25 protein-coding genes and 1 riboswitch are annotated in these 25,844 nt (G+C 61.4%); of the genes, 6 read left to right on the forward strand and 19 right to left on the reverse strand.

Annotated elements, in window-relative coordinates; translation table 11 throughout:
- The first annotated feature begins 145 nt into the window (after positions 1–145).
- Positions 146–472, forward strand: a complete 327-nt coding sequence (locus H559_RS0114395; RefSeq protein WP_028453247.1) for a hypothetical protein — start codon at positions 146–148, stop codon at positions 470–472.
- Between the two features lie 26 nt (positions 473–498).
- Here the strand turns inward: H559_RS0114395 and H559_RS0114400 are convergent, their stop codons facing one another.
- Both H559_RS0114400 and H559_RS0114405 read right to left on the reverse strand, forming a co-directional pair.
- The gene (locus H559_RS0114400) at positions 499–1,257 is read right to left on the reverse strand and encodes an ABC transporter ATP-binding protein (RefSeq protein ID WP_028453248.1); all 759 of its coding nucleotides are present in this window, start codon (positions 1,255–1,257) and stop codon (positions 499–501) included.
- Positions 1,257–2,243 carry a FecCD family ABC transporter permease gene (locus tag H559_RS0114405; protein WP_051279533.1) on the reverse strand — a complete coding sequence of 329 codons (987 nt, stop codon included), beginning with the start codon at positions 2,241–2,243 and terminating at the stop codon, positions 1,257–1,259. Before H559_RS0114405 ends, H559_RS0114400 begins: the two co-directional genes overlap by 1 nt.
- A 91-nt stretch (positions 2,244–2,334) precedes the next feature.
- On the opposite strand from H559_RS0114405, the gene H559_RS0114410 reads away from it, so the two are divergent.
- Together H559_RS0114410 and H559_RS20615 are read left to right on the forward strand one after the other, a co-directional pair.
- Positions 2,335–5,253, forward strand: a complete 2,919-nt coding sequence (locus H559_RS0114410) for an HD domain-containing phosphohydrolase (RefSeq protein WP_028453250.1) — start codon at positions 2,335–2,337, stop codon at positions 5,251–5,253.
- Positions 5,254–5,461: 208 nt separating this feature from the next.
- Positions 5,462–6,253, forward strand: a complete 792-nt coding sequence (locus H559_RS20615; RefSeq protein ID WP_051279535.1) for a substrate-binding periplasmic protein — start codon at positions 5,462–5,464, stop codon at positions 6,251–6,253.
- Between the two features lie 30 nt (positions 6,254–6,283).
- Here H559_RS20615 and H559_RS0114420 read toward each other — a convergent pair whose 3' ends face one another.
- The 7 genes from H559_RS0114420 to rpsU form a co-directional block, all read right to left on the reverse strand.
- Positions 6,284–7,129 (reverse strand): cobalamin-binding protein, encoded by an 846-nt coding sequence (locus tag H559_RS0114420; protein ID WP_245579379.1) that lies wholly within the window; start codon positions 7,127–7,129, stop codon positions 6,284–6,286.
- A gap of 61 nt (positions 7,130–7,190) precedes the next feature.
- Positions 7,191–7,790 (reverse strand): cob(I)yrinic acid a,c-diamide adenosyltransferase, encoded by a 600-nt coding sequence (gene cobO, locus H559_RS0114425; RefSeq protein ID WP_028453252.1) that lies wholly within the window; start codon positions 7,788–7,790, stop codon positions 7,191–7,193.
- 65 nt (positions 7,791–7,855) lie between these two features.
- Positions 7,856–9,700 (reverse strand): TonB-dependent receptor domain-containing protein, encoded by a 1,845-nt coding sequence (locus tag H559_RS0114430; protein WP_028453253.1) that lies wholly within the window; start codon positions 9,698–9,700, stop codon positions 7,856–7,858.
- A gap of 128 nt (positions 9,701–9,828) precedes the next feature.
- Positions 9,829–10,042, reverse strand: a riboswitch (cobalamin riboswitch).
- Positions 10,043–10,167: 125 nt separating this feature from the next.
- Positions 10,168–12,102: an RNA polymerase sigma factor RpoD gene (gene rpoD, locus H559_RS0114435; protein ID WP_028453254.1), complete on the reverse strand. Its 1,935-nt coding sequence runs from the start codon at positions 12,100–12,102 to the stop codon at positions 10,168–10,170.
- Positions 12,103–12,235: 133 nt separating this feature from the next.
- Complete coding sequence (gene dnaG, locus H559_RS20620; RefSeq protein ID WP_051279537.1) at positions 12,236–14,203, reverse strand: DNA primase; 1,968 nt, start codon at positions 14,201–14,203, stop codon at positions 12,236–12,238.
- Between the two features lie 92 nt (positions 14,204–14,295).
- Positions 14,296–14,736 (reverse strand): GatB/YqeY domain-containing protein, encoded by a 441-nt coding sequence (locus tag H559_RS0114445; protein WP_028453255.1) that lies wholly within the window; start codon positions 14,734–14,736, stop codon positions 14,296–14,298.
- A gap of 102 nt (positions 14,737–14,838) precedes the next feature.
- Positions 14,839–15,051, reverse strand: a complete 213-nt coding sequence (gene rpsU / locus H559_RS0114450; protein ID WP_028453256.1) for a 30S ribosomal protein S21 — start codon at positions 15,049–15,051, stop codon at positions 14,839–14,841.
- Between the two features lie 160 nt (positions 15,052–15,211).
- On the opposite strand from rpsU, the gene tsaD reads away from it, so the two are divergent.
- Positions 15,212–16,225: a tRNA (adenosine(37)-N6)-threonylcarbamoyltransferase complex transferase subunit TsaD gene (gene tsaD / locus H559_RS0114455; RefSeq protein WP_028453257.1), complete on the forward strand. Its 1,014-nt coding sequence runs from the start codon at positions 15,212–15,214 to the stop codon at positions 16,223–16,225.
- A gap of 113 nt (positions 16,226–16,338) precedes the next feature.
- Here the strand turns inward: tsaD and H559_RS0114460 are convergent, their stop codons facing one another.
- Both H559_RS0114460 and H559_RS0114465 read right to left on the reverse strand, forming a co-directional pair.
- Positions 16,339–16,989: a fumarylacetoacetate hydrolase family protein gene (locus H559_RS0114460; protein WP_028453258.1), complete on the reverse strand. Its 651-nt coding sequence runs from the start codon at positions 16,987–16,989 to the stop codon at positions 16,339–16,341.
- 38 nt (positions 16,990–17,027) lie between these two features.
- Positions 17,028–17,948, reverse strand: a complete 921-nt coding sequence (locus H559_RS0114465; RefSeq protein ID WP_028453259.1) for a CobD/CbiB family protein — start codon at positions 17,946–17,948, stop codon at positions 17,028–17,030.
- 186 nt (positions 17,949–18,134) lie between these two features.
- On the opposite strand from H559_RS0114465, the gene H559_RS0114470 reads away from it, so the two are divergent.
- A complete protein-coding gene (locus H559_RS0114470; RefSeq protein ID WP_028453260.1) occupies positions 18,135–18,728 on the forward strand; it encodes a superoxide dismutase in 594 nt (197 codons plus the stop codon).
- Positions 18,729–18,904: 176 nt separating this feature from the next.
- Positions 18,905–19,696, forward strand: a complete 792-nt coding sequence (locus tag H559_RS0114475) for a hypothetical protein (RefSeq protein ID WP_028453261.1) — start codon at positions 18,905–18,907, stop codon at positions 19,694–19,696.
- Positions 19,697–19,775: 79 nt separating this feature from the next.
- Here H559_RS0114475 and H559_RS0114480 read toward each other — a convergent pair whose 3' ends face one another.
- From H559_RS0114480 to H559_RS0114515, 8 genes are all read right to left on the reverse strand, one after another.
- Positions 19,776–20,567: a phytanoyl-CoA dioxygenase family protein gene (locus H559_RS0114480; RefSeq protein ID WP_051279539.1), complete on the reverse strand. Its 792-nt coding sequence runs from the start codon at positions 20,565–20,567 to the stop codon at positions 19,776–19,778.
- Positions 20,568–20,634: 67 nt separating this feature from the next.
- Positions 20,635–21,531, reverse strand: a complete 897-nt coding sequence (gene ypfJ / locus H559_RS0114485) for a KPN_02809 family neutral zinc metallopeptidase (protein WP_028453263.1) — start codon at positions 21,529–21,531, stop codon at positions 20,635–20,637.
- 99 nt (positions 21,532–21,630) lie between these two features.
- Complete coding sequence (locus tag H559_RS20625; protein ID WP_051279542.1) at positions 21,631–22,521, reverse strand: hypothetical protein; 891 nt, start codon at positions 22,519–22,521, stop codon at positions 21,631–21,633.
- Between the two features lie 163 nt (positions 22,522–22,684).
- On the reverse strand, positions 22,685–23,341 hold the full coding sequence (gene adk, locus H559_RS0114495) for an adenylate kinase (RefSeq protein WP_028453264.1): 657 nt from the start codon (positions 23,339–23,341) through the stop codon (positions 22,685–22,687).
- 36 nt (positions 23,342–23,377) lie between these two features.
- Positions 23,378–24,163, reverse strand: coding sequence for a 3-deoxy-manno-octulosonate cytidylyltransferase (gene kdsB / locus H559_RS0114500; RefSeq protein ID WP_028453265.1), 786 nt, complete (start codon positions 24,161–24,163; stop codon positions 23,378–23,380).
- Position 24,164: 1 nt separating this feature from the next.
- Entirely contained in the window at positions 24,165–24,344 is a 180-nt protein-coding gene (locus H559_RS0114505; protein WP_028453266.1) for a Trm112 family protein, read from the reverse strand.
- Entirely contained in the window at positions 24,283–25,329 is a 1,047-nt protein-coding gene (gene lpxK, locus H559_RS20630) for a tetraacyldisaccharide 4'-kinase (RefSeq protein WP_051279544.1), read from the reverse strand. Before lpxK ends, H559_RS0114505 begins: the two co-directional genes overlap by 62 nt.
- Entirely contained in the window at positions 25,316–25,810 is a 495-nt protein-coding gene (locus H559_RS0114515) for a YcxB family protein (RefSeq protein ID WP_155845451.1), read from the reverse strand. Before H559_RS0114515 ends, lpxK begins: the two co-directional genes overlap by 14 nt.
- Positions 25,811–25,844: the final 34 nt, after the last annotated feature.

Genomic DNA, 25,844 nt, shown 5'->3' on the forward strand with positions numbered 1-25,844 from the left:
GCATGTCACGGTCGCTGTGGCGACAAACGCCCCGAAACATGACGTCATGCTGACAGCTCGTGCGCCGTGCAGCTAAACTGCTGGCGATGCCGCCTCCGGCCTTGTGCCGGATGGCCGGCCATACCGTCAATCAGGGAGATCATAATTGGAAGAACAAAAACACTCGGGACTGGGCATTGCCTCATTCGTCACCAGCGTCGTTACCGCCGGACTGATTTTTCTGATGTTCATCATCGCCGGCGTCATGGAAAGCACCACGCCGGGCGGCATCGACGAAAACTCGCCGGCCGCCATCATCGTGGGCCTGTGCATTCTTGGCCTGCTGGCACTTGACCTGCTGGCCGTCGGCCTGGGGATCGGCGGACTGGTACAGAGCGAGCACAAGAAGCTGTTCGCAGCGCTGGGCACCGCCTTTGCCGGCATCACGCTGCTGGGCACCATCCTGCTGATCATCATCGGCAACGCGCTCTAACACCATCCCGCAGTGGCGGGCACGCCTCAGGTCGGCATGAACCAGCGCCGTCCGCCGTCCTGCAATTCCCTGACCGGGTGCCGATAGAGCTCGCCCAGATGCGCAGCGGTGAGCACGTCGCCCACTGGCCCGGCCAGATAGCGGCCATCGCCAAAGAGCAGCAGCACGTGGCTGGCAATCTGCACCGCATGGTTCGGATCGTGTGACACCATCAGCACCGCAGTCCCCTGCGCCACGCAGTCCTGCAGCACCTGCAGCGCCTGCTGCTGGTGGCGCACATCCAGTTGCGACAGTGGTTCGTCCAGCAAGAGCAGTGGCGCCTCCTGCGCCAGCACGGTCGCCAGCCCGACGCGGCGGCGCTCGCCGCCGGACAAGGCCGCGAGATCGCGCCCGGCCAGCCCGGCCAGATCGAGGCGGGCCAACTGCGCGCGCGCCAGCGCCACATCAGCCTCGCTTTCCCACTGCCAGCGTGCCAGATACGGGAAACGGCCAGTCAGCACACGCTCCAGCACCGTCTGCGGAAAGGCCTGCTCATCCTGCTGCGCCAGCCAGGCCATCTGCCGTGCGCGCTCGCGGCGCGGGGTCTGATCGAGCGGCCTGCCGGCCAGCATGATCCTGCCGGCCGCCGGGAGCTGCCAGCCGGCCAGCGTGGCCAGCAGCGTGCTCTTGCCGCAGCCGTTTTCACCCAGCACCAGCCAGCACTCCCCTGCGCGGATCGTGATGGACAGATTGGTCAACAGGCAGCGGGCGCCGCGCGCGAGGGAGAGCGACTCGGTCACCAGCATCAGCGTCCACCCTTTTGCTGCAACAGCCACAGAAACACGGGCACACCGAGCAGGCCCATCACCACGCCGACCGGCAATTGCTGCGGAGCCAACAGCGTACGCGCCAGCACATCGGCCAGCAGCAGCACCAGCCCGCCACCAAGGACGGAAGCCGGCAGCAGCAGACGCAGATCCTGCCCCAGCAGCAGCCGCAGTGCGTGCGGCACGATGAGTCCGACAAAGCCGATCATGCCGGCCGTTGTCACCGCCAGCGCGCACGCCAGCGCGGCCAGCACATAAACCACCCAGCGAAGAGTATGCACATTCAATCCCAATGAATGCGAGTGCTGCAGACCTATACCCAGAATATTCAATGCAGGCGCCAGCAGAAAACCCAGCACCAGGAACACGGCCAGCCCGATCAGTGCCAGCTGCCAGCCCGCGCCCGAAAGATCGCCCAGCAACCAGAACACCATGCCGCGCAGGAGACCGTCCGGCGCAATGCTCAGCAGCAGCGACGACAGGGCGCCACAGAAGGCAGCCAGCGCAACACCGGTCAGCAACAATCGCGCCTGCGTGGCCGAATGGTCGCTGCCAGCCAGCCAGAACACGATCAGAATCGTCGCCAGCGCACCAGCGCCCGCCGCCAGATTCACGAGCAGCACGCTGCCACCCAGCAGCATGGCCAGCAAGGCGCCGACACTGGCGCCGCCAGAAGTACCAAGAATGTAGGGGTCGGCCAGCGGGTTGCGCAGCAATACCTGTTGCAGGCAGCCAGCCAGCGCCAGCAAGCCCCCCACCGCCACCGCCGCCAGCGTGCGCGGCAGCCGCAGATTGATAATCACATCGCGCGCTGCTTGCCCAGCTTCACCGGAGTGCAACACCTCTCCAAGCGGCAGGCTGCTGCTGCCAATCGCCAGGCTCAGCAGTATGGCCAGCAGCACCAGCAGCAGCAGGCCGGCGAGCACCAGGCCGAAGCGGCCCCGCTGCAATCGCTCAGCGGCCATGCACTTCTTCTTTCATTACAAAAAAGCCTCCGGTCAATTCGTGCCAGTCTTGCTACGATAAAGCCAGACCAGCCAACAAAACGAGCCCGCCGTGAACGATGCGCTGAAAAAAGAGCACCCCATTCCGCTCTACATCCACATTTCCTACCTGTTCATCGGTCTGCTGCTGAGCTATGCCGCCATCACCGGCTGGTATCAGTACCGCGAAACCTCGCAACTGCTCAAGGACAATGCCAAGGGGCGTTTCGAGCAGATCGCACGGATGACGGCCAGCGAGGTGCAGAGCCTCTACCGCCCGGCCGAAGTCAGCGTTTCACTGCTGGCCAACGAGCGGCTGATGAACGCCGGAACACTGGAAGCACGCCTCGACAGCCTGCAGTTTCTGGTCAATGCCATCGCACAGCAGCCGGCCAGCAGCAGCATCTACATGGGCTACGCCAACGGCGATTTTTTCATGCTGCGCCGCTATCTGGACGAAGCGGATCTGAAGCAGAAATTCAATCCGCCTGCGCTGACCCGCTGGATTGTACAGAGCATTGTCCGCGACGGAGAAACCGTTCGGGGCGAATACCTTTTTTTCGACGTCAAACTGCGCCAGCTCGGCAGGCAGCTCGACCCGGCCTACCGTTATGATCCGCGTCCGCGCGGCTGGTATGAAGCGGCCATCAAGCAGGATGATGTCATCATCACGCCGCCCTATTATTTCTTTACCTCCCAGTCTGCCGGCGTCACACTGGCACAACGCAGCAGCAACGGTCAGGCAGTGGCCGGGATCGACATCAATCTGCATAGCATCGGCACACTGCTGCAGCAATCACGCACGACGCCCGATTCACGCCTCCTGCTGGTCAGCCCCAATGGCAACATACTCGGCTCGCATCAGGGACAGGTGCAAACGGTAAAGCAAGCTGACGGCAGTGTGCGACTGCCAAGGCTGGATGAATTGGATACCCCTTTGCTGAACGCCATGCGCCAGCAAGGAGCCACCGCTCCCGGCAAGCCCTTCGTGCTGGACGTTGAGGGGCAGCAGTGGCAGGGAATGACCAGTGCCATTCCGCTGCTCGGGGACAAGTCACTGCTACTGATGATGGCCACGCCAATGAACGAGCTGCTGGTCGATGCCATCCGGATCCGTAATCGCAGCATCATTGTCACACTGCTCAGTGTCACATTCGGGCTGGCACTGGCAATGTGGCTTGCGCACCTGGCAGCGCGGCCACTGGATGCGCTCTCGGGCGAAATGCAGAAAATCGAGCGCTTCCAGTTCGACGAGCCCGTACGCCTGAAAACACACATTCTGGAAGTTGCGCGGCTTGGCAATGCGCTGGGCAACATGAAGGATACGGTACACCGCTTCATGGAGCTGTCGCAGGCTCTGGCAAGCGAAACCCGGTTTGATCGGCTGCTCTCGCGCATCCTGCGGGAAATGCAGGGCATCACCCGATCCGAGGGCGGCATCATCTACCTGCTCGAAGCCGACGGCCACACGCTGCAGGCGGCCCAGGCACGCTGGCAGGACGAACTGCTGGCCCTCGACACACCGCAAGGGATCGACCTGCACGACGAGCATCTGCTCAGCAACGCCCTGCGCGAATCGCGTCTGGCCAGCGCCACCTCCGGCTGCGATCTGCAGCAGGCTTTCCCCTTGCTGCCACTCGATGGCGGCGATCGGCTTACACTGCTGACGCTGCCGCTGCGCAGCAAGGATGGCGAACTGCTCGGCGTACTGGCACTGATCAGCGACGAACAGAAGCAGGAACTCGGTCCCGACCTGCTCGCCTTCATCAGCGCGCTGTCGGGCACCGCAGCCACCGCGCTCTATACGCAGCGCCTGCTGAACGAACAGAAAATCCTGCTGGAAGCCTTCATCCAGCTCATTGCCGGCGCGATCGACTCCAAGAGCCCCTACACCGGTGGCCACTGCCAGCGCGTGCCGGAACTCACCAAGATGCTGGCGCAAGCCGCTTGCGAGCAGAAGGATGGCCCATTCCGCGATTTCCATCTCAGCGAAGAACAATGGGAAGAACTGCACATCGCGGCCTGGCTGCACGATTGCGGCAAGGTCACGACGCCTGAATACGTGGTGGACAAGGCCACCAAGCTGGAAACGTTATACGACCGCATCCACGAAGTTCGCATGCGCTTCGAAGTGCTCAAGCGGGATGCTGAAATCCGCTGCTGGCAGGGCATTGCCAATGGCGGCGATCCCGATGCGCTAAAAACCGAACTGATGACCGAGCTGGCACAGCTGGATGAGGATTACGCCTTTGTCGCCACCTGCAACGAAGGCGGTGAATTCATGGCGGCGGAAAAAGTGGCAAGACTGCAGCAGATTGCTGCACGCCAGTGGCAGCGCACGCTGTCCGACCGCATCGGCATCTCGCACGAAGAAAAGGAACGCAAGGAACGCACGCCGGAGCCAGCACTGCCCGCGACCGAGCCGCTGCTGTCCGACAAGCCGGAGCACATCATCGTGCGCCGCGAGCGCGACCGCATAGGCGACGACAATCCCTGGGGGTTCCGCGTCACCGTCCCGGAGCATCTGTACAATCGCGGCGAACTCTACAATCTCGCCGTTGCCCGTGGCACGCTCTCGGAAGAAGAACGCTTCAAGATCAACGAGCACATCATCCAGACCATCATCATGCTGGAGAAACTGCCCTTCCCGCGCCATCTGCAGCGCGTGCCGGAAATCGCCGGCGGCCACCACGAGAAGATGGATGGCAGCGGCTATCCGAAACGGCTGCAGCGCGATGAAATGAGCCTGCCCGCACGCATGATGGCGATTGCCGACATTTTCGAGGCGCTGACCGCCATCGATCGCCCCTACAAGAAAGGCAAGACACTCTCGGAAGCCATCAAGATCATGAGCTTCATGAAGAAAGACCAGCACATCGATCCGGAGCTGTTCGACCTGTTCCTGCGTACAGGGATCTATCGCCGCTATGCTGAGCGCTTCATGCAGCCGGCGCAGATTGACGAAGTCGACATCAGCAGCTATCTGACCTAAATACAGCCAAGGGTATCGATATCCAAGACACTATTTTATTTGGCTGCACATCGATACCCATCAAGTTTTATTCACTGCATAGCACCGCGTGCCGCATGACCCAACCAGCATCACTCCTATCCGTACCTTTGCACGCAGGCTGGTTTGCCTTATGCCGCACGCATCCCTATAAACAGACTATCCCGTTTGCTGTCGAAGGATACTGCCCGTGCGAACCTGGCTGAGCATTCTGGCCACTCTGGCTCTGCTCTGCGCCATCGGCGCGGCCCAGGCACGCCAGATCGTCCGCGTGGGGGCTTACAGCTTCCCGCCGTATGTGACGATTGATGCCGCCGGCGAAGCACAGATCGAACTGGTGGAATTGCTCAACCGCCATCAGGACAGGTACGAATTCAGGATCGTCACCACCAGCCCCAGCCGGCGCTATTACGACTTCAGCCGCAATGCCTTCGACGTGATGTTCTATGAAAACCGCGACTGGGGATGGCAACGCTACCCGGTCGAGGTCAGCCCGGTGTACCTGACAGGAGGTGAACAGTATGTTGCGCTGCAACGCCCCGGCCGGACCCAGCGCTATTTCGATGATTTCAGCGGCAAGCGCATGCTCGGAATGCGTGGTTATCATTACGGTTTTGCCAGCTTCAACAGCGACCCGGAATTCCTGCGCCGCAAGTTCGGCATGATCGGTACCACCAATAACGAAGCCACGCTTCGCCTCTTGCTGGATGGCAAGGGCGATGTGGCAGTCGTGACTTCGGCCTACCTGAGCCAGTATCTGGCGGCGAACCCCGAACTGCGCTCCCGCCTTATGATTTCCGACCGGCTCGACCAGGAATACCGCCACACCATACTCGTCCGCAGCGATTTCGAGCCGAACGCAGCCGAACTGGCTGCGTTGCTGCGTGAACTTGAAAAATCCGGCGTGTTGCGCCCGCTGTGGCAGAAATACGGTTCGCCTGGACGCAGCGACCCCGACAAACTCACCCGGCCCAAGCCCTAGCACAGGGTACTGAATAACACCCAGCCAGATTCAGCGGCCCCCCTTGCGGGCCTGCTCGACCGCTTCACACAGGGCCGCGGTGCCTTCCACGAGTCTTGGCCCCATGCGCACCAGAATATCGGGCGGCAGCACATGCAGCTGACTATTCTGCACAGCCGGCAGACTGCGCCATTGCTGCCATTGCGCAAGCGGCCTGCCCTCTTCGCCACCGCTGGTAATGATGGCCTGCGGGCGCGCGGCCAGCACCGCTTCAATATCAACGGTGGGCACCAGCACAGGCTGCCCGGCAAACACATTGACCGCTCCGCACACCCGCAAGGCATCGCTGATGTACTGCTGGCCATTGATCGTCAGCAAGGGCTGCTTCCATACCTGATAGAACACGCGCACCGGCTGCCGCTGCGAGTAGGTTTTTTCCAGTCTGGCAAGCTGCGTGCGATAAGCCGCCGCCGCCCGAGACGCGCCGGCAGACTGCCCGGCGAGCACACCGAGGCGCTCCAGACTTGAAGGTATGTCGCTCAGCTTTCCTGATTCATTGACATAGACAGGAATACCCATTGCCCGTATCTGATCAAGCTGGCGCTGCGGGTTGCCGCTTTGCCAGGCGATGACCAGATCGGGCTTCAGGGTCCGGATGCGCTCCAGGTCAAAACCGTTGTAGCCGCCGACACGCTCGATCTGGCGGGCAGCGGGCGGGTAATCACTGTAATCGACCGCCCCCACGATCTGCCCGCCCGCGCCGATGGCAAACAGGTTCTCGGTCACGTGCGGCGCCAGGCTGATGATGCGCCGGGCCGGCTGTGCCAGTGTGATGGTCGTACCACGGTCATCCCGGACAGACACTGCGGCCTGAGCCACCGGCAGCAGTGAGGTCATGATTCCGCTGCAAATGATGGACCGCCGCAGCCATGATCGAGCCGGGAGCATCAGCATTGCTTCACCACTCCACGCCTTTCTGCGCCCGGATGCCGGCATTGAAGGCATGTTTTTCGTTGTCGATCACCGACACGGTGTCGGCGATGGCGTGCAGCTCCGGGATCGCCGCCCGCCCGGTGATGACCACATGCTGCATCTCCGGCCGGCTTTCCAGATCAGCCAGCACCACGGCCTTGTCGAGGTAGCCGTAGGATAGGCAGTAGGTCAGCTCGTCGAGCACGACCAGGTCATAGGACGCATCCGCCAGCATCCGGCTGGCAATCGTCCACGCTTCCTCGGCTTTGCGCGTGTCCCCTTCGCGGTTCTGCGTATCCCAGGTGAAACCGTCGCCCATCACATGCCATTCGCAATGCTTGCCGAGCAGCGCCTCTTCGCCGGTATCGGTGCGGCTCTTGATGAACTGCACGACGCCGACCTTCATGCCGTGACCGATGGCGCGGGCCACCATGCCGAAGGCCGACGAAGACTTGCCCTTGCCGTTGCCGGTAAGCAGGATCAGGATGCCGGTATCGATACTGGCCTCCGTAATTCTGGCGTCGATCAGCGATTTCTTGCGTGCCATGCGGGCAGCGTGGCGGGCATTGCGTTCCAGGTCGGACATGCGGCGTATTCCTGCATAAAAACGGTTAAAACCCGGCCAGCACGCCAGCCGGGGACGGACAGAGATTATTTCGGCTGCCAGCGCACGCTCAGGAGCCCGTTGATGCCTTGCGTTGCGTAGCCCGTGGCCTGGACGTAGTCCTTGTCCAGCAGATTGTTGACCCGCGCTGTGAGTGACCAGTCGCGTGCGACCTGCCAGCTTGCTGCCACGTTCACGAGGCCATAGCCGGCCAGCCGGATGGTATTGGCGGGGTCATCATAACGCGAGCCCATGCCCTGCAGTTCAAGACGGGCAGTCCAGTCGTTGCCGTGCAGGCCGGCATAGGCAAAGCCGCTGAATTCGGCGCGATAAGCCAGCTGCTTGTTGTAATCGCGCCCCTGGGTCGTGTTGGTGGCATCAAGCCAGTCCAGGTTGCCGCCGGCATTGAATACCTCGCCCTGCCAGTCCAGATTCAGCGTCACGCCCTGCAACGTCGCCTTGCCGATATTGTCGGTGGTATACGTCGCCGGATTGTATTGCAGCAGGTCGGTCAGGCGGTTGTGATACGCCGTTACGCCTGCCTGCAGGCGTGCGCTCTGGTAGCGCAGGAAGGCCTCGGTATTGCGCGACTCCTCCGGCTTGAGTTCCGGATTGCCGAAACCCGGGTAGTAGAGTTCGTTGAAGTTCGGCGCGCGATAACCGGTGCCATAGCTGGCTCCGAGCTGCCAGCCTGGCGTGATTTGCCAGGCCAGCGCGGCACTGCCGCTATTGTTGCGGCCAAATTGGGAATTGTCGTCACTGCGCAGATTCAGCTGCAGATTAACCGTGCCGAGCTGGGCCTGATAGCCGCCCAGTACGCTGTTGATGCGGCGATGGTCGACCGCGTACTTTTCGGTACTGCTGATGCGCTGTTCGAGCGATTCCAGTGCCAGCAGCAGCGAGCCGGCCCCCAGCGCAATGTCGTTCTGCCAGCCGATCTGGTTCTGGGTCGTCTTGAACGTACTCTTTTCCGCACTCCATGCGGACGGCAGCTGATAGTTGTCGCTGTCATCCAGGCTGATGCCGTACTGCAGCTTGCTGGTCCAGATATCGGTAATCGTGTTGCGGGTCCAGACAGTTGCTGCACCATTACGGCTTTCGTCGCGGTAGTCATAGGGGGCGGTCGTCCAGGCATTGTCGTAATGGTTTTCCGACCATGCCATCAGCAGGCTGCCACCGAATTCATGGCGCTCATTGATCTGGTGGCTGCCCGACAGCGACAGGCTCAGGTTCTCATAGCCATCCTTGTCGGTGTTGTTGGGGGCATTGCCCGGAGCAGCCAGCGCGCTGATCCCGTCGGTCCTGCTGTATGCCAGCCCGAGCGCGAAACGGCTGGCGCCCGTGCTGCCGGCAACGCTGGCGCTGGTTTCCACCGTGTTCTGTGTACCGTAGCCAACGCTAACGCTCGGCGTGATCGCGCCACTGCCACGCCGCGTGAAAATCTGGATGGCGCCACCGATGGCGTCGGCACCGTACAGGCTCGCCGCCGGGCCACGCAGGATTTCGATGCGCTCGATCTGATCCAGCGGCATGTTCTGCAGTGCTGCGGCTCCCGTTGTGGCCGAGCCGTAGCGCACGCCATCGATCAGCACGACGATCTGGTTGCCATTGGCACCACGCAGATACAGCGAATTGACCTTGCCGGCACCACCGTTGCTGCGCAGCTGGACACCTGCCTGCTGCGACAGGAGGGTATTCAGGTCCGAATTGCCGAAGGAGTCGATCTGCTCCCGTTCGATCACCGTCACATCGCCAAGCACAGCGCCGGCCTGCTGTGGCTGGCGTGCGGCGGTAACGACGATTTCATCGAGCAGTGGAGTTTCGGCAAAGGCAAAAGAAGGAGAAAAGGCTGCAGCAACAAGCAGGTATATGCTGGTAAAACGCGGTTTCATTGGCTTTCCTGGCAATACACCCCATGTGTATTGCAAAGCGCGGCAGGAAACGGCGAAGCAGCCGGCGCCCTTTGGCGCGGCAGACTCTTGCGGTTTCCCCTGCCGCAGTAAGGACACCCCGGCAAAATTGCCGGGAACGCATCAAGGCCGGTCTCCGGGCTTGCCAGACTTGATGCATCGCCTTCCCGCCAGGACTCTGGCAGTGGCTCGCAGCACAGGGCGTGCTGGCGTGGATGCATCCACACTGGTTTACCGTTGCAGGGGCAGCGCAGGTGTTTCACCTGCTTCCCGATTATCCCGCTGGCCAGATGGCCGGCAGGCACCTTGAATGGCGCGCACTATAACGCAAAACGGGCACTCTCACTTGTCATCCTTTGAAAGCCGCCGGAAATCATGCTCCGTTTTCCGTTCGCACAAACAAACATGGCGCCCGCAGGCGCCATGTTTGCTGAATGCCGATCCTGCGATCAGGATTCGGGATTGCTGTTGCTTTCGACAAAGCTCTTCAGGCGCTCCGAGCGGGTCGGGTGACGCAGCTTGCGCAGTGCCTTGGCTTCGATCTGGCGGATACGCTCGCGCGTTACGTCAAACTGCTTGCCGACTTCTTCCAGCGTGTGATCGGTATTCATGTCGATGCCGAAGCGCATGCGCAATACCTTGGCCTCGCGCGGAGTCAGGGTATCGAGCACTTCCTTGGTGGCTTCACGCAGACCGGCATAGACGGCGGCATCGGCCGGCGCCATATTGTTCTGGTCTTCGATGAAATCACCCAGATGCGAATCGTCGTCGTCACCGATCGGCGTTTCCATCGAGATCGGCTCTTTCGCGATCTTGAGGATCTTGCGGATCTTGTCTTCCGGCATTTCCATCTTTTCGGCCAGGATGTCCGGAGTCGGATCGACACCGGTTTCCTGCAGGATTTGCCGCTGGATGCGGTTCATCTTGTTGATGGTTTCGATCATGTGCACCGGAATACGGATGGTGCGCGCCTGATCGGCAATCGAACGGGTAATCGCCTGACGGATCCACCAGGTGGCGTAGGTCGAGAACTTGTAGCCGCGACGGTATTCGAACTTGTCCACCGCCTTCATCAGACCGATATTGCCTTCCTGGATCAGGTCGAGGAACTGCAGGCCACGGTTGGTGTACTTCTTGGCAATCGAGATCACCAGACGCAGGTTGGCCTCGATCATTTCGCGCTTGGCGCGACGAGCCTTGGCTTCACCGGTCGACATCTGGCGGTTGATTTCCTTCAGCTCCTTGATCGGGAGCATCGCCTTGTCCTGCAGCTCGCCCAGCTTCTGCTGCTTTTCCATCAGCGCGTGCTGATAGCGGCCAAGGATTTCGGAATACGAATGCCCGGCCGAAATTTCATCGAGCACCCAGTTGGTATCGCATTCACGGCCCGGGAAGGTCTTGATGAAGTGATCACGCGGCATGCGGACTTTCTGCAGACAGATGTCCATGATTTCGCGCTCGTGACTGCGGATGTCATCGACCATGCTGCGCAGCTGGTCGCACAGGTTTTCCACCTGACGAGCCGAGAAGCGGATTTTCTGGAATTCTTCGGCAATGGCAGCCTGCTGGGCGAGGTAAGTCTTACCCTGCACGCCTTCTTTCGCCAGCGCCTTGACCATCTTGTCGAAGAGCTTGCGGATCACGTCGAAGTGCTCGGCAGCCTGGGTTTTCAGCAGCTCGAGATTCGCGCTGGCAGCAGCGGCGCCACCATCGTCTTCCTCTTCGTCATCCGACTCTTCGTCGTCCAGTTCTTCTTCGGACAATTCGGGGGCAGGTGCTTCTTCCTCTTCCGGCGCATTCGGATCAATGAAGCCATCAATCACGTCATCGATGCGGATTTCGTCGGAAAGGCCCTTGTCCACCAGATCAAGAATGGTCTGGATGGTGGTCGGGCAGGCCGAAATGGCCAGAATCATGTGCTTGAGGCCTTCCTCGATCCGCTTGGCGATTTCGATTTCGCCTTCGCGGGTCAGGAGCTCGACCGTACCCATTTCACGCATGTACATGCGCACCGGATCGGTCGTGCGGCCAAATTCGGAATCCACCGACGACAGCGCGGCTTCGGCCTCTTCGACGGCATCTTCGTCGGCCACGGCAGGTGTAGCGTCGGACATCAGCAGGTCTTCGGCATCGGGTGCCTCGTCATAGACCTGGATGCCCATATTGGTGATCATGCTGATCACGCCTTCGATCTGCTCGGCATCGAGCATGTCTTCCGGCAGGTGATCGTTGATCTCTGCATAGGTCAGGTAGCCGCGCTCCTTCCCCTGCACGATCAGCAGCTTGAATTTCGCCTTGCGGACTTCGGGGTCGAGGCTTGCTTCCTCTTCTCCCTGGGCGCGAGGATTGATATCTTCTTTTACCAAATCTTTATCAGTCGCCATGTCGGTACAACGCTCAGCGTAACGTGCAAAAACGTAGAATTATATCAGAAAATTCAGGGCTTTTCCTGCCGCCCCCGCACTTTCCGTCCTGTACTACCCCAGACACTCCAGCAAAAAACAGCCGCAAACCAGCTCAAGCGCCGGCAGCAGCCTGCAGCAGCTGCAAATATTCCTGCTTTTCCTGTTCGGTCAATCCGCCATTTTCACGACGGTAATCCAGCTCTGCACGACGCTCCACCCGGCGCGGCTGAATGATGCGCCGCTCGATCAGGATGCAGGTATCGCGCAACTCCTGCGCGCGCTCTTCCTGCGGGAAACGCCCATAGAGCTGAAGCCCTTCCTGCAGGCACTGGTCCAGATAGTCAAATTCGGGGCGATCACGCCAGAACTCAAGCAGCAGAGCTCCCGGTTGCTGTGGCTGGCTGCGCGCCAGCGCCAGCAATTCGGACAGGAGGGCCAGCCGCCCTTCCTGCGGCCAGCGCGCTTCAACCGGATCAAGCTCCGCCACCGCGGAAGGATCACACAGCACCAGCCGGAACAGCTTGAGCATGGGGTCGAGTTGTGCACGCTGCGCTGGCGGCGCAGCCACCAGCCCCTTGGCCTCGCGCTCTTCCAGCTCGCGCTGGGCGCGCCAGTCGCCTGTGCGCCTTGAAGCACCAGCGCCTGGACGCACGGCACGCCCGGATTTTCTTTCCCGCCCCCGGAACGAGCCATCCGACTCCTGCACCGAGGAATAGCCCCCCTGGTAATAGCGTGGCGGCTCCGTGTCATCGTAGCGCCCCGGCTCTGGTGACTCAGCACTGCCCTGCGGCGCCTGCAGCTGCGCCATATCGGCCTGCGTCAGTTCGCACAACTCGCCCAGCCGCTTTTGTACCAGCAGGCGCAGCACCGGCGCCTCCTGCAACTGCTCAAGATACGGACGGGCGATATGCCAGAGTTTGGCGCGCCCCTCTTCACTGCTGAGATCCACCTGCAGGGCCAGTTCGCGCAGCAGATACTGCGACAGCGGCAAGGCCTCGTCATCGATCAGCCGCTCGAATGCCTCGCGACCAAATTCCTGCACATAGGAATCCGGGTCGTGCTCGGAGGGCAGAAACAGGAAGCGCACTTCCTTGCCATCGCGTACCAGCGGCAAGGCATTCTCCAGCGCCCGCCAGGCCGCACGGCGCCCGGCCTTGTCGCCATCGAAACCAAAAATCACCTCATCCGCGAGCTTGAGCAACTTTTTCACGTGTTCGGGCGTACACGCGGTCCCCAGGCTGGCCACGGCGTATTCGATGCCATGCTGGTGCAGCATGACGACATCCATATAGCCCTCGGTCACCAGCACGCGACCGCGATCACGAATCGCCGCCCGCGCCTGCGGCAGGCCATACAGCTCGCGCCCCTTTTCGAACACCGGCGTTTCCGGCGAATTGAGGTATTTGGGCTCACCCTGCCCCAGTACCCGCCCGCCGAAACCGATCACCGCACCGCGCTGGTTCATGATGGGGAACATCACGCGATCACGGAAGCGGTCATAACGGCGCTTGGTATCTTCCTTTTCGATTACCAGGCCGGCTTCGGGCAGCAGCTTGCTCCAGTCATAATCAGGGTATATGGCCTTAAGCGCTTGCCAGTCTTCCCCACCGGGGGCATACCCAAGACCAAAACGCGCAGCCGTCTTGCCCTCGACGCCTCGCTTGCGAAAGTAGGCAATCGCCTCCGGTGACTTTTTGAGCGCGCCGCGATAGAAATCGAACGCGCCTTTCAGCACATCGAGAATGCCGGGCTGGGCCTTGTCCGCCGGAGCACTTCCCATATCCTCCAGCGGCACCGCCATGCCCAGCCCCTCGGCCAGCTTGCGGATTGCCTCGGGATAATTCAGCCCCTCATACTCCATCACGAAGCCGATAGCCGTGCCGTGCGCACCGCAACCAAAACAGTGATAGAACTGCTTCGAGGGGCTGACGGTAAACGAAGGCGATTTTTCCTTGTGGAAAGGGCAGCAGGCCTGATAGTTCTGCCCGGCCTTTTTCAGCGGCAGATACTTCTCGACCACGTCGACGATGTCGACGCGGTTGAGAACGTCCTGAATGAAGGATTCGGGAATGCGGGCCAAGGCAGCTCTGCGGGAAAATCAGCGGATTAAGAGGAAACGCACAGACATGCGGCAAACGCAGGAAGCCCGGCCCCCTGCGGCAGACACCTCACTCAGGCAAGCCTGGCCTTGACCAGCTTGTTCACTTCCGTCATGTCGGCACGGCCAGCCAGCGCGCCCTTCAGCTCGCCCATGATCTTGCCCATGGAGGCCGGTGCTGCACCATGCTTCGCCACTGCGGCATCAACCGCTGCGGCCACTTCCTCGGCAGACAGTTGCTGCGGCATGTAGACCTGCAGCTCGTTGATTTCAGCCTGCTCTTTTTCGGCCAGATCGGGGCGCTGGGCGGCCTGATACTGGCTGATGCTGTCGCGGCGCTGCTTGACCATCTTTTCGATGACAGCAGCCACCGCCACATCGTCCAGCTCGACGCGCTCGTCGACTTCCTTCTGCTTGATCGCCGCCAGCAAGAGGCGAATCGTCGCCAGGCGGTCGGTTTCACGCGCCTTCATGGCGGTTTTCATGTCTTCGGTAATGCGGGCTTTCAAGGACATCGCAGTTCCTGTTCGGCTATCGGGCTAAGGGGGAGAAACGGATCAGTGCAGCATAAACGACAAAAGGCCGCCATCGGCGACCTTTTCGTACAACGCAGCTGATCAGTACAGCTTCGGCGGCAGTTGCTGGCTGCGCAGGCGCTTGTAGTGGCGCTTAACGGCAGCAGCGAGCTTGCGCTTGCGTTCTGCAGTCGGCTTTTCGTAGAACTCGCGGGCGCGCAGTTCAGTCAGCAGACCGGTTTTTTCTACGGAACGCTTGAAGCGGCGCATCGCTACTTCGAACGGTTCGTTCTCTTTAACGCGTACAGATGGCATGGATCGAATCCTGTTGTCTTGGCAGATGAGCCGCAGGCGGCTTCATGGGGAAAGCGGCAGATTATCCATGAAAGAAGCCGGCATGTCAAAGCCCTCTCTTCCCCTGTTGCATTCATGCGGCTACCATTCGGTCTCTTCCATCGCAACAAGACGCTACGCCATGCTGGTACTGGGCATCGAATCCTCCTGCGACGAAACCGGCGTCGCATTGTACGACACTTCCGCCGGGCTACTCGCACATCAGCTGCACTCGCAGATCGCCATGCACGCCGAATATGGCGGCGTCGTGCCCGAACTCGCCTCGCGCGACCACATCCGCCGCGTACTGCCGCTCACCACGGCCTGCCTCGCGGACGCCGGACGCACGCTGACTGATATTGATGCCATTGCCTACACCGCAGGTCCCGGCCTGTCGGGCGCGCTGCTCGTCGGCGCCAGCGTGGCCAATGCGCTGGCGTTTGCGCTCAAGAAACCAACCATCGCCGTGCACCACCTCGAAGGTCACCTGCTCTCGCCGCTGCTGGCCGACCCGGCTCCCGAATTTCCCTTTGTCGCACTGCTGGTTTCCGGCGGCCACACGCAACTGATGGCGGTGCATGGTGTCGGCCGCTATGAACTGCTGGGCGAAACGGTTGACGATGCCGCCGGCGAAGCCTTTGACAAGTCGGCCAAACTGCTGGGGCTCGGTTACCCGGGCGGGCCAGCGCTGTCGAAACTCGCGGAGTCGGGCGACCCGGCCCGTTTCACGCTGCCGCGCCCGATGCTGCACTCGGCCGATCTCGATTTCAGCTTCTCCGGCCTGAAAACGGCGGTGCTCAATCTCGTGAAAGCACAGGACAATCTCGACGAGCAAACACGCGCCGACATCTGCGCCGCCTTCCAGGAAGCCATCGTCGAGGTCATCAGCAAGAAGTGCATCAAGGCCATGAAGCAGACCGGCCTCAACCGGCTGGTGATTGCCGGCGGCGTCGGCGCCAACCGGCAATTGCGCGACGGACTGAACGACGCCTGCAGCAAGCGCGGCTGGCAGGTTTTCTACCCGCCGCTGCATCTGTGCACCGATAACGGCGCGATGATCGCCTTTGCCGGCGCACAGCGACTGAAATTTGCACAGACCGCTGGCAGCTTCGCAGTACAGCCGCGCTGGGATCTGGCCAGCCTGCCGGCCACCTGATATATACCCACACAGATATAAAGCCACAACTCTTTTATTAAAATGGTTATATCTACATACCCATTAAAAAAACCCGCCAAGGCGGGTTTTTTTAATGGGTGAAGCACTCATGTTCACGCCACCTGAAAACGGCTTTCGATCAGGCCGGGCAGGGTCAGCAGCAACTCATCGCCGGACACAATCGGCCCCACGCCCTCTGGCGTACCGGTAAAGACCAGATCACCGGACTGCAGGCCGAAGCGCGCGGATATCCACGCAATCAGCGTGGCCACGCCGAATGCCATGTCGCGCGTGCGGGCATGCTGCTTCAGCTCGCCATTGCGGTGCAGGGTGAATTCCAGCGCCTGGGGATCGGTAATTTCATCTGCGGCGACAAAGGATGTCAGCGGCGCCGCACCGGCGAAGCCCTTGGCCAGCGTCCACGGGTTGCCGGCCTTTTTTGCGGCCGCCTGCACGTCGCGCGCGGTCAGATCCAGCCCGAGCGCATAGCCGGCGACATGCGAGAGCGCATCGGCGGCGGCAATATTGCGCCCGCCGCGCCCGATGGCGACAACCAGTTCGGTTTCATGGTGGACTTCCTGCGACCAGGCCGGCAGCTGCAGCGGTTCGCCGGCAAACACCAGCGCGCTCGACGGTTTGAGAAACACCATGGGTTCAGTGCCGATGGTCGACCCCATTTCGCGGGCATGTTCAAGGTAATTGCGCCCGACGCAGAAGACATTCGCAACGCGCAGTGCTGTACCGGCAATCAGAATTTCAGGCATGGCAGGCTCCGCAGGAAAATGCCAGGGATAAAACGACTTTACGCCAGCCACTGGCCGAGCGAATACAGCAGCACGACAGCCACCCACAGCAACACGGTACGCCACACGAGACCCACGGCGCTCGGCAGGTAATCGGCGCTGGCCGGCTCGCCCACGCCGATTTCCGGGCGCAGCTTGATGGTGTGATCCTGATGCAGCGCTTCGCCCAGCTTCACGCCCAGCGCGCCACCGGCGGCAGCCAGCAGGATACCGCTGCTGTAATGGCTCCAGCGGTCAGCCTGCGTGCGCCAGCAGTAAATCGCATCTTCGAAATTGCCCATGATGGCGTAGCCCACAGCGGTGAGACGTACCGGCAGATAATCCAGCACGGCCAGCACGCCATCGGCAAAACGGCCAAACAGATCATCACGCCCACCCCACTTTTGCTGCAGGAGGCTTGCCGCGCGGTAGAGTACGGCCCCCGCCGGGCCAGCCACCCAGGCCAGCACCAGGAACCAGAACAGCGTGGCAAACACGAAACGGAAGGAATCCAGCACACCCTGCTCGATCGCCAGACGCGCCACTTCATCCGGTGTCAGCTCGGAAGTGGACTGCCCGGTCCAGTCGGCCAGCAACTCGCGGGCGGCCGCGAGATCTTCCTCCTGCAGCGCTTTCGAAATGCCGGTGAAGGCGTGACTGAACTGGCGGAATCCCATCGTGAAATACAGCAGCAGCACACTCCAGGCCAGCCCCAGAAACACGCTCGCCATGTTCAGCAGCCAGTAGCCCAGTGCGGCGACCAGCAGCAGCGGCAGCACGGCAATCAGCCAGGCATAGACACCATTGCGGTATTCGCCGGCATTCAGATTGCGCTCAAGCCGGTTGGCACCGCGCACGAAGGCCAGGTACAGCGGGTTGCGGTTGCTGATCGGGCGCAATTGCTCCAGCGCCAGCGCAAGAATGAGGACGAGAAGACTCATGGGCACACAATTCCGTAAAACGTGGCGCAACACCGCTGCGCCCTGCCCTGCACGATACCATAGCCCTGCCGGATGCCCAAAATCACCGCTCCGTGGCGGCAGGATTCGCGACAGGGTCTTGAAAAAAGGCCTACGCCCCCCTATCTTCATCCCGTTCTAACGCCAAACCATCCGGAGATACCCATAATGGAACACAAGCTGCCCGAACTGCCGTACGCCCAGGACGCCCTGACTCCCTACATGAGCGCCGAAACCCTGTCCTATCACTACGGCAAGCATCACCAGACCTACATCACCAACCTGAACAACCTGATCAAGGGCACCGACAACGAGTCGAAGAGCCTGGAAGAGATCGTCAAGACTGCTCCGGCCGGCGGCCTCTACAACAACGCTGCACAAACCTGGAACCACACCTTCTTCTGGCTGGGCTTCAAGCCGAACGCCGAAGGTGCCGATCGTGCACCGGCTGGCAGCCTGGCTGACGCCATCAACGCCAAGTGGGGCTCCTTCGACGAATTCAAGAAGGCATTCAACACTTCCGCCGCCGGCAATTTCGGCTCCGGCTGGACCTGGCTGGTGAAAAAGGCTGACGGTTCGCTCGACATCGTCAACACCGGCGCTGCAGGCACCCCGCTGACCACCAGCGACGTCGCCCTGCTGACCTGTGACGTCTGGGAACACGCTTACTACATCGACTACCGCAACAGCCGCCCGAACTACCTGGAAGGTTTCTGGAAGCTGGTTGACTGGGACGTGGTTGCTGCTCGCTTCGCGGCTTAATCCCCGACCGCGCGAGAAAAGGACGATACCCGTCGTCCTTTTTTTATTGCCAACGCCAGCCCGAAATGACGGACGGCCTCAAGGCCGCTGCAGCATGGCCGATACGGCGTTTACCCCGCCGCATCCGCGACGCCCCCTCACCCCGGCCACAAGGGCCGGCCAACCGGATGATCGCCATGAACAGCCTCAGCAACCTCCCCGCGCTTGGCAGCACTGCATTGCAAACGGGCAGCGCCGCACCACGCAACCTCGTGCCTGCCAGAAACAGCGATTCGCCGCTGCAGGCACCGCAGAAAACCAACGCCCTCGCGGAACGCGTGAGCCAGCTTGGTCGCAACACGGTCGATCTGGCGCAGCAGTTGCTGGGCAGCTTCGCACAGAACCTGTTCGGCGACGCGGCCAAAGGGATGAAGGTCGAATTCGACAGCTTTGCTCTGTCGGCCGAATCGACAGCCAGCGCGGCAGCGTATCGATCAGAAAGCGCCTCTGGCAGCACGGCGGCGGCGGCATTCCGGCTGGAGGATGCCAGCAGCTTCACCGGCCGCGGCAAGCTCACCACCGCCGACGGCCAGGTCTTCGAGTTTGAAATCGAAGTGCGCTACCAGTCGATACAGGAAAGCGCCTTTGCCACCGCCAGCCGCAACACACCGGCAAACCTCGGCAAGAACAACGGCGGTTCTGAAGCGCTGCCTGCCGCAGATCAGGACAAGGCTGCCACACCTGCGCTCGACAATCTGCGCAGCCAGTTTGCCGGCATCGCCAGCGAACTGCTCGACAGCCTGAGCGCCGAACCCGTGCGCCAGCCCTTCAGCATGAGCATACCGAATGACGGCCAGGAGCCGCTCAGGCTACTGGGCGATCTGGCACTGAAGCTGCTCGACCTGCCAGGCGGGCCGCGCCATGTCGATCTGGGACGCCTCGGCCACGACGAAAAGCCAGCAAACGGCAGGCTGGATGCTGCGGCCTGAACCGTAATAACCATGGGTATACAGCCATAGCCATTTAAATGAAATGACCATGACGATATACCCAATCTGGTATATCTAATCAGTCTTCAAGATGATAGGCAATACCCGGCAGGCTGGCCGAGCGCGTACCGGCCAGCGGCAGATTGTCGCTGGCGTGATAGCTGAACACGAGCGAATACTTGGTCTGGCTGCTGCGGTTGCGGCTGGCAGCGTGGAAGGTACGTGCATCGAACAGCACCACATCGCCCGGCGCAAGGCTGGGGAATTCCGCCCGCGCCACCAGCGGCACGGCCGCCGGATGCGTGGCATCCAGAAACTCCAGTGCATCGAAGGCCGCATCGGGCAGCTCGGCATGCTGCGAGCCGGGAATGAAACCGAGCGCACCGTTATCCGGATATTCCTCACCGAGCGCCAGCCACACCGACACCAGCTCGGGCCGGCTGAAACGCCAGTAACGCAGATCCCGATGCCAGCGCGTGTCGCTGGAAAAACTCGGCTGTTTAGTCATCAGGCTGTTGTGGTGTGCCTGCGTCAGCGTGATGTGCCGCGTATCCAGCAGGGCGCCGATCAGCGCCAGCAAGCGCGAATCACCAGCCCAGCCGGCAAAGACCTCGCCACGCGCAGCCATATTGCGCAGCCGGCGTATCGTCGCCGCACCCTCGCCTTCCTGCTGCGGCGCACCGGGATAACCCAGCTCGGCTTCGAGCTCGAAAGGCGGTACGCGCCGGACCAGTTCGTCCATCGCCGCAGCGCGGATCGCGGCCAGACGCTCGGGGGCGGCAAAGGCACGGAGAATCACCACGCCATCGCGCGCAAAGGCGGCATGAATGGCGGAAAAATCGGAATGGGGGGGAAGGAATTCGGCAGGCATGCCGGATTGTAACCGATACGGCCACGGTCGGTCCGCAATCGCGGCCGCAGCTTGCCCGCTGAAATGGTCAGGATTTGAAGGTGTTGCACTGCCCCGGATCGCCAGACTCGAAACCGCGCTTGAACCAGCGCTTGCGGTCGTCCGAGCTGCCGTGCGTGAAGGAATCCGGCACCACCGCGCCGCCGGCATGTTTCTGCAGCGTATCGTCACCGATGGCGTGCGCAGCATTCAGCGCCTCGTCCAAGTCGCCCGCATCCAGCAGTCCGCGCTGCTGCGCACTGTGGCCCCACACGCCCGCAAAACAGTCGGCCTGCAATTCCAGCTTCACCGAGAGTGCGTTCGCCTGCGCCTTGGGCAATTGCTGCTGGCGCTCGTGCACCTTGCCCGACGTGCCGAGCAGATTCTGCACATGGTGGCCGACTTCGTGCGCAACCACATAGGCCTGCGCGAAATCGCCCTGCGCACCAAAGCGCTTGTGCAGCTCGTCAAAGAAGCTCAGATCAAGGTAAACCTTGCTGTCAGCCGGGCAATAGAAGGGGCCGACCGCCGCAGATGCACCACCACAACCGGAGCGAACCTGGTCGCGGAACAGCACCAGCGCCGGCTGCTGATAGGTCCTGCCATTCTGCTGGAAGATCCGGCCCCAGGTGTCTTCGGTGTCACCAAGAATGCGCGCGACCATCTGCTTGTGCTGGTCGTTGTCGGTCGCTCCACGCGGGCCTTGCTGATACGACGCGGGGCGCTCGCCCGCCGGACCAACCAGACCCAGCATGCGCAGCATGTCGACCGGGCTCTTGCCCATCAATACGCCGATGCCGATGACGGCAACAATCAGCACGAGCACGCGCTTGAAGCCCAGAAAGTTGATCAGCATGAAGATGCCGCCGCCCAGCCCGCCTCCGCCGCCGCCCTCGCTGCGCCTGTCCTCGACATTGCTGCTCTCGCGCATTTCATCCCAACGCATGGCCGACTCCCTTTCCTTTTCAGCTAACTGCAGCTTAATCGATCAGACAGCAAACAGGCCAGCCTGCCGACCAGCCTCCGATTGCATGAACAGGCGGACTCAGAAGCGGCCGGACAGGGTCAAGCCGAGAATCGGCATGGCACTGTGTTTTTCCGTACTCACATCGTCGCCATTGGCATTCTGGATGACAAATTCGCCACCGACACCCGCGCCGGCATACGCATCCAGCCGCATGCTGTCATTGATGGCATAACCGGCGCGCACGAACAGCGGCACGGTCTTGTCCTGCATCACCCCGTTGGCGGCCAGCCTGTTGTTGCTGGCAAGCCGGTACTCATAGCTGCGCCAGGTACCACCGAAGCCAAGCTCGAAACGCGGCGCCGGCATCCAGCTCAGCTCAAGCCCTGCCGGCCCGACGGGGCTTACCGCAAAGGGATTCGCCAGCCTCCACTGGTCAGCCAGCTTCCAGTTCACGACCAGAAAAGGAAAAGCCTCCGTGCTCTCGAGTCGCTGCCAGACGGCCACACCAAGCCCGACCATGCGGTCAGGCGCAAAATAATGCGCCGCCGATACACTGACACCGTAACTCAGGCTGTCACTCTGGCTGGCGCCGGATTCAGCGGCATACTCCGCGCCGGGGGCAATTGCGTAAACCCAGCCACCACCAGTGGCATAGCTGTACGGCATGCTGAGAGTGGCTCGCCCAAGTGTTTTCCATGGTGACACTCCACCCCAGGCAGTCGCTTGCTCAAATGACCAGGACTGCTGGCCAAAGCCCATTGCCAAGCCGAGCCGCTGCTGCGGATCAAGTTGTTTGCTGCCACTAACCGAGGCCTGCCAGATAGTGGCACTGGCTTTGCCGCCCGAATCCAGGCTGAAATCGGGAATCCAGCCGGCAGTAGCTGCGGCACTGAGCTGGCCGTCTGCGGCATGCACCAGCGCAGTTGCGAAAAATGAGGCAAGGGCGAACGAGCGAAGCGGAAGAGGCATCAGGAATTCCCTAACTAGAGGAACAACAGGCAGGCATCATAACGTACCGGCATATGCAAAACGATGATAGCGGGTACCTGGGTTGCCGGGCCCGCATTACATGCTACGGCAGACATGCAAAGCCCCGCCGGAGCGGGGCTTTGCATGTCTGCCGACCGGACAATCAGGCGCCGAGCGCCTTCAGCACATCGTCGCGCACCACATCGACGGCACGGGTACCGTCGATCTTCACATACTTCGGTGCCTTGGCATCGCCCGAAGCCGCGCGCTGACCGTAGAAGCCGACCAGCACCTCGGTCTGCTCGTGATACACGGCCAGACGCTTGAGCACCGTCGCTTCTTCATCGTCGGCGCGCTGGATCAGTTCTTCGCCAGTCTCATCATCCTTGCCTTCGACCTTGGGCGGATTGAACTTGACGTGGTAAGTGCGGCCCGAAGCCACGTGCACGCGGCGGCCAGCCATGCGCTCGACAATTGCAGCATCGGGCACGTCGATTTCGACCACATAATCGATATCCACACCGGCAGCAATCATGGCTTCGGCTTGCGGAATCGTGCGCGGAAAACCGTCGAACAGGAAACCGTTGGCGCAGTCGGCATCGGTGATGCGCTCCTTCACCAGACCGATGATGATGTCGTCACGCACCAGGCCACCGGCATCCATGATCGCCTTGGCTTCCAGGCCCAGCGGCGTGCCGGCCTTTACCGCAGCACGCAGCATGTCGCCGGTGGAAATCTGCGGGATGTTGAATTTTTCACGGATGAAGTTGGCCTGTGTGCCCTTGCCGGCGCCCGGAGCGCCCAGAAGAATCAATCGCATCGTCTCTTTCCTGTGGGTTGAATACAAAACTACAACTTATGCCTTTGCCTCTTGCTCGGCAAAAGCGGCACGCGCCTTTTCCAGGTCTTCCGGCGTATCGACGCCGGGTGCGGGTATAAGGTCGGTCTGGTGAACGCCAATGGCATGACCATGCCACAGGACGCGCAGCTGTTCGAGCTTCTCGATGTCTTCCAGCCGCGAAGCGGGCAACTTTGAATACGCGCGCAGAAAGCCGGCACGGTAGGCATAGATGCCGATATGGCGCTGCGCGCCCAGTGCGGCGTCCAGCATCCAGTCACTGTCTTCGTTGTCGTCTGAAAAACCGTCACGATCCCAGGGAATCGGCGCGCGGCTGAAATACATCGCGCGGCCGTCAGCGGCAGTCACCACTTTCACCACATTGGGATTGAAGAAATCACTGGCCGATTCGATGGCATGGCTGGCTGTCGCCATTGCCCAGTCCGGATGCTGCGCCAGGAGGCCGGCCACCGCATCAATCAGCGCCGGATCGATCAGCGGTTCGTCACCCTGCACATTCACGACAATGGCATCATCGGGCAAGGCCATCCTGTCCACAGCCTCGGCCAAGCGGTCGGTGCCCGACGGGTGCCCCTTGCTGGTCAGCATGCAGGCATAGTTGTGCGCCACCACGGCATCCTGGATGGCGAGGTCGTCACACGCGACCATGACCATCTCCGCATCCGATTGCAGCGCACGCTCGACGACCCGCACCACCATCGGTTTGCCATGGATGTCGGCCAGCGGCTTGTTCGGCAGGCGGGTCGATTGCAGACGCGCCGGGATCAGCACGACAAAGCCCATATCAGACCTCCTCGTCCGCAGCCAGCTCGCGCGCTTCGCTTTCCAGCATGACCGGAATGCCGTCCTTGATCGCATAAGCCAGACGGTCACCCTTGCAGATCAGCTCCTGTTTGGCCTTGTCATACACCAGCGGGCCCTTGCAGACCGGGCAGACCAGAATTTCCAGCAGTTTGGCGTCCATGCAATTCCTCGTTAAGCCATTTGGCCAGATCGGGCGCCAACTGCGCCTGCACCGGCAAAACCCAGATTCTAGCACCGGCCGCCCCCAAATCGGGCAAGGCCGCCAGCTTCACTGCATCCTTTTCGGTCACGATCAGGGTGCCACTGGGCGGAATATCGGCCAGTGCGAAGGCGTGATGGTCGGGAAAAGCCAGCTCGCCACATGGCACGCCCATCTGCCGCAGAGTCGCAAAGAAGCGCTGCGGATTGCCGATGCCGCACAGCGCGGTCAGCGGCTGCGGCAAGCTGGTGGCCAGCACCCGCAGCTGCGGATCATCCAGCCGGTAAGCCAAGCCGGGCTGCAACTGCATGGCGTACTGGCGTGCATGCCATTGCCCTGCACCGCCACCATTGACAACCACTGCCGAGCAAGCAGCCAGTCGCGACCGCCCCTCGCGCAAGGGGCCGGCCGGCAGCAGCAGGCCATTGCCCAGCCCGCGCGCACCATCAATCACCGCGATTTCGACATCGCGCGCCAGCCGGTAATGCTGCAGGCCATCGTCGCAAAGGATCACACTCACATCGGGATGCGCCGCCAGCAAGGCGCGGCCGGCCGCGGCGCGATCGCGACAGACAAACACCGGCACGCCACTGGCGCGCGCCAGCAGCACCGGCTCATCGCCCACATACCCCGGGGCACTATCAGCCATAACCTCAGCAGGAGATTTGGCCGTACCACCATACCCCCTGGAAACGATGCCGACTCGCCAGCCGAGGCGCTGCAGCTCCTGCGCCAGATAGACCGTGAGCGGCGTCTTGCCGGTGCCGCCTACGCTGATATTACCGACGACGACGACCGAAACCGGCAGGCGCACTATGCGCTTGAGGCGGAATCTGAACAGGGCGCAACGGATTGCGGCCAGCAAGGCAAACAGCAGCGAAAAAGGCAGCAGGAGCAAGGCTTGCCAGGAATGGCGGCGATACCAGAATGATTCAACGGCCACCATCAAGCTCCAATAGGCGCTGCAAGCCTGCATCATCAAGTGCAGACTTCAGAATGATGATTGCTGAAGACTCATCCAGCAACAGGAATAGCCGCTGCTCATCTTGCTCAACCCGAACAATGGCCGCATTCTTGATCCGGCTATAACCGTTCTGGTTCTGTATGCAAAGCTCATCCACAGTGGCATGCAGGACATGCGGGCCGCGCAAGCCAGCCGATTTCACGATGGTTTTCATGGCCTGCTGCCTGCGAAAAAACTGCACCAGCATCAGACAGCCCCACCCAAGGAAAAAACACGCAAACATCAGCAGCCGTACTGACTCGGGAGAATGAAACAGGGCTAGGCCACAACAGACCAGAAAGGCAATGGCCCCCAGCGCATTGAATGCATTGCACGCCCAATCACGCCAGGAATCATCCGCAAAGGCGTTCCTGGCACACAACGTCTTCCACGCTAGGACGTCATCAAAAGACAATGAGAACATCACAGAAAAGCAGGTTTCGGCCGGAAGCGATACC

Source organism: Chitinilyticum aquatile DSM 21506 (genome assembly GCF_000430805.1).
GTDB lineage: Bacteria > Pseudomonadota > Gammaproteobacteria > Burkholderiales > Chitinibacteraceae > Chitinilyticum > Chitinilyticum aquatile.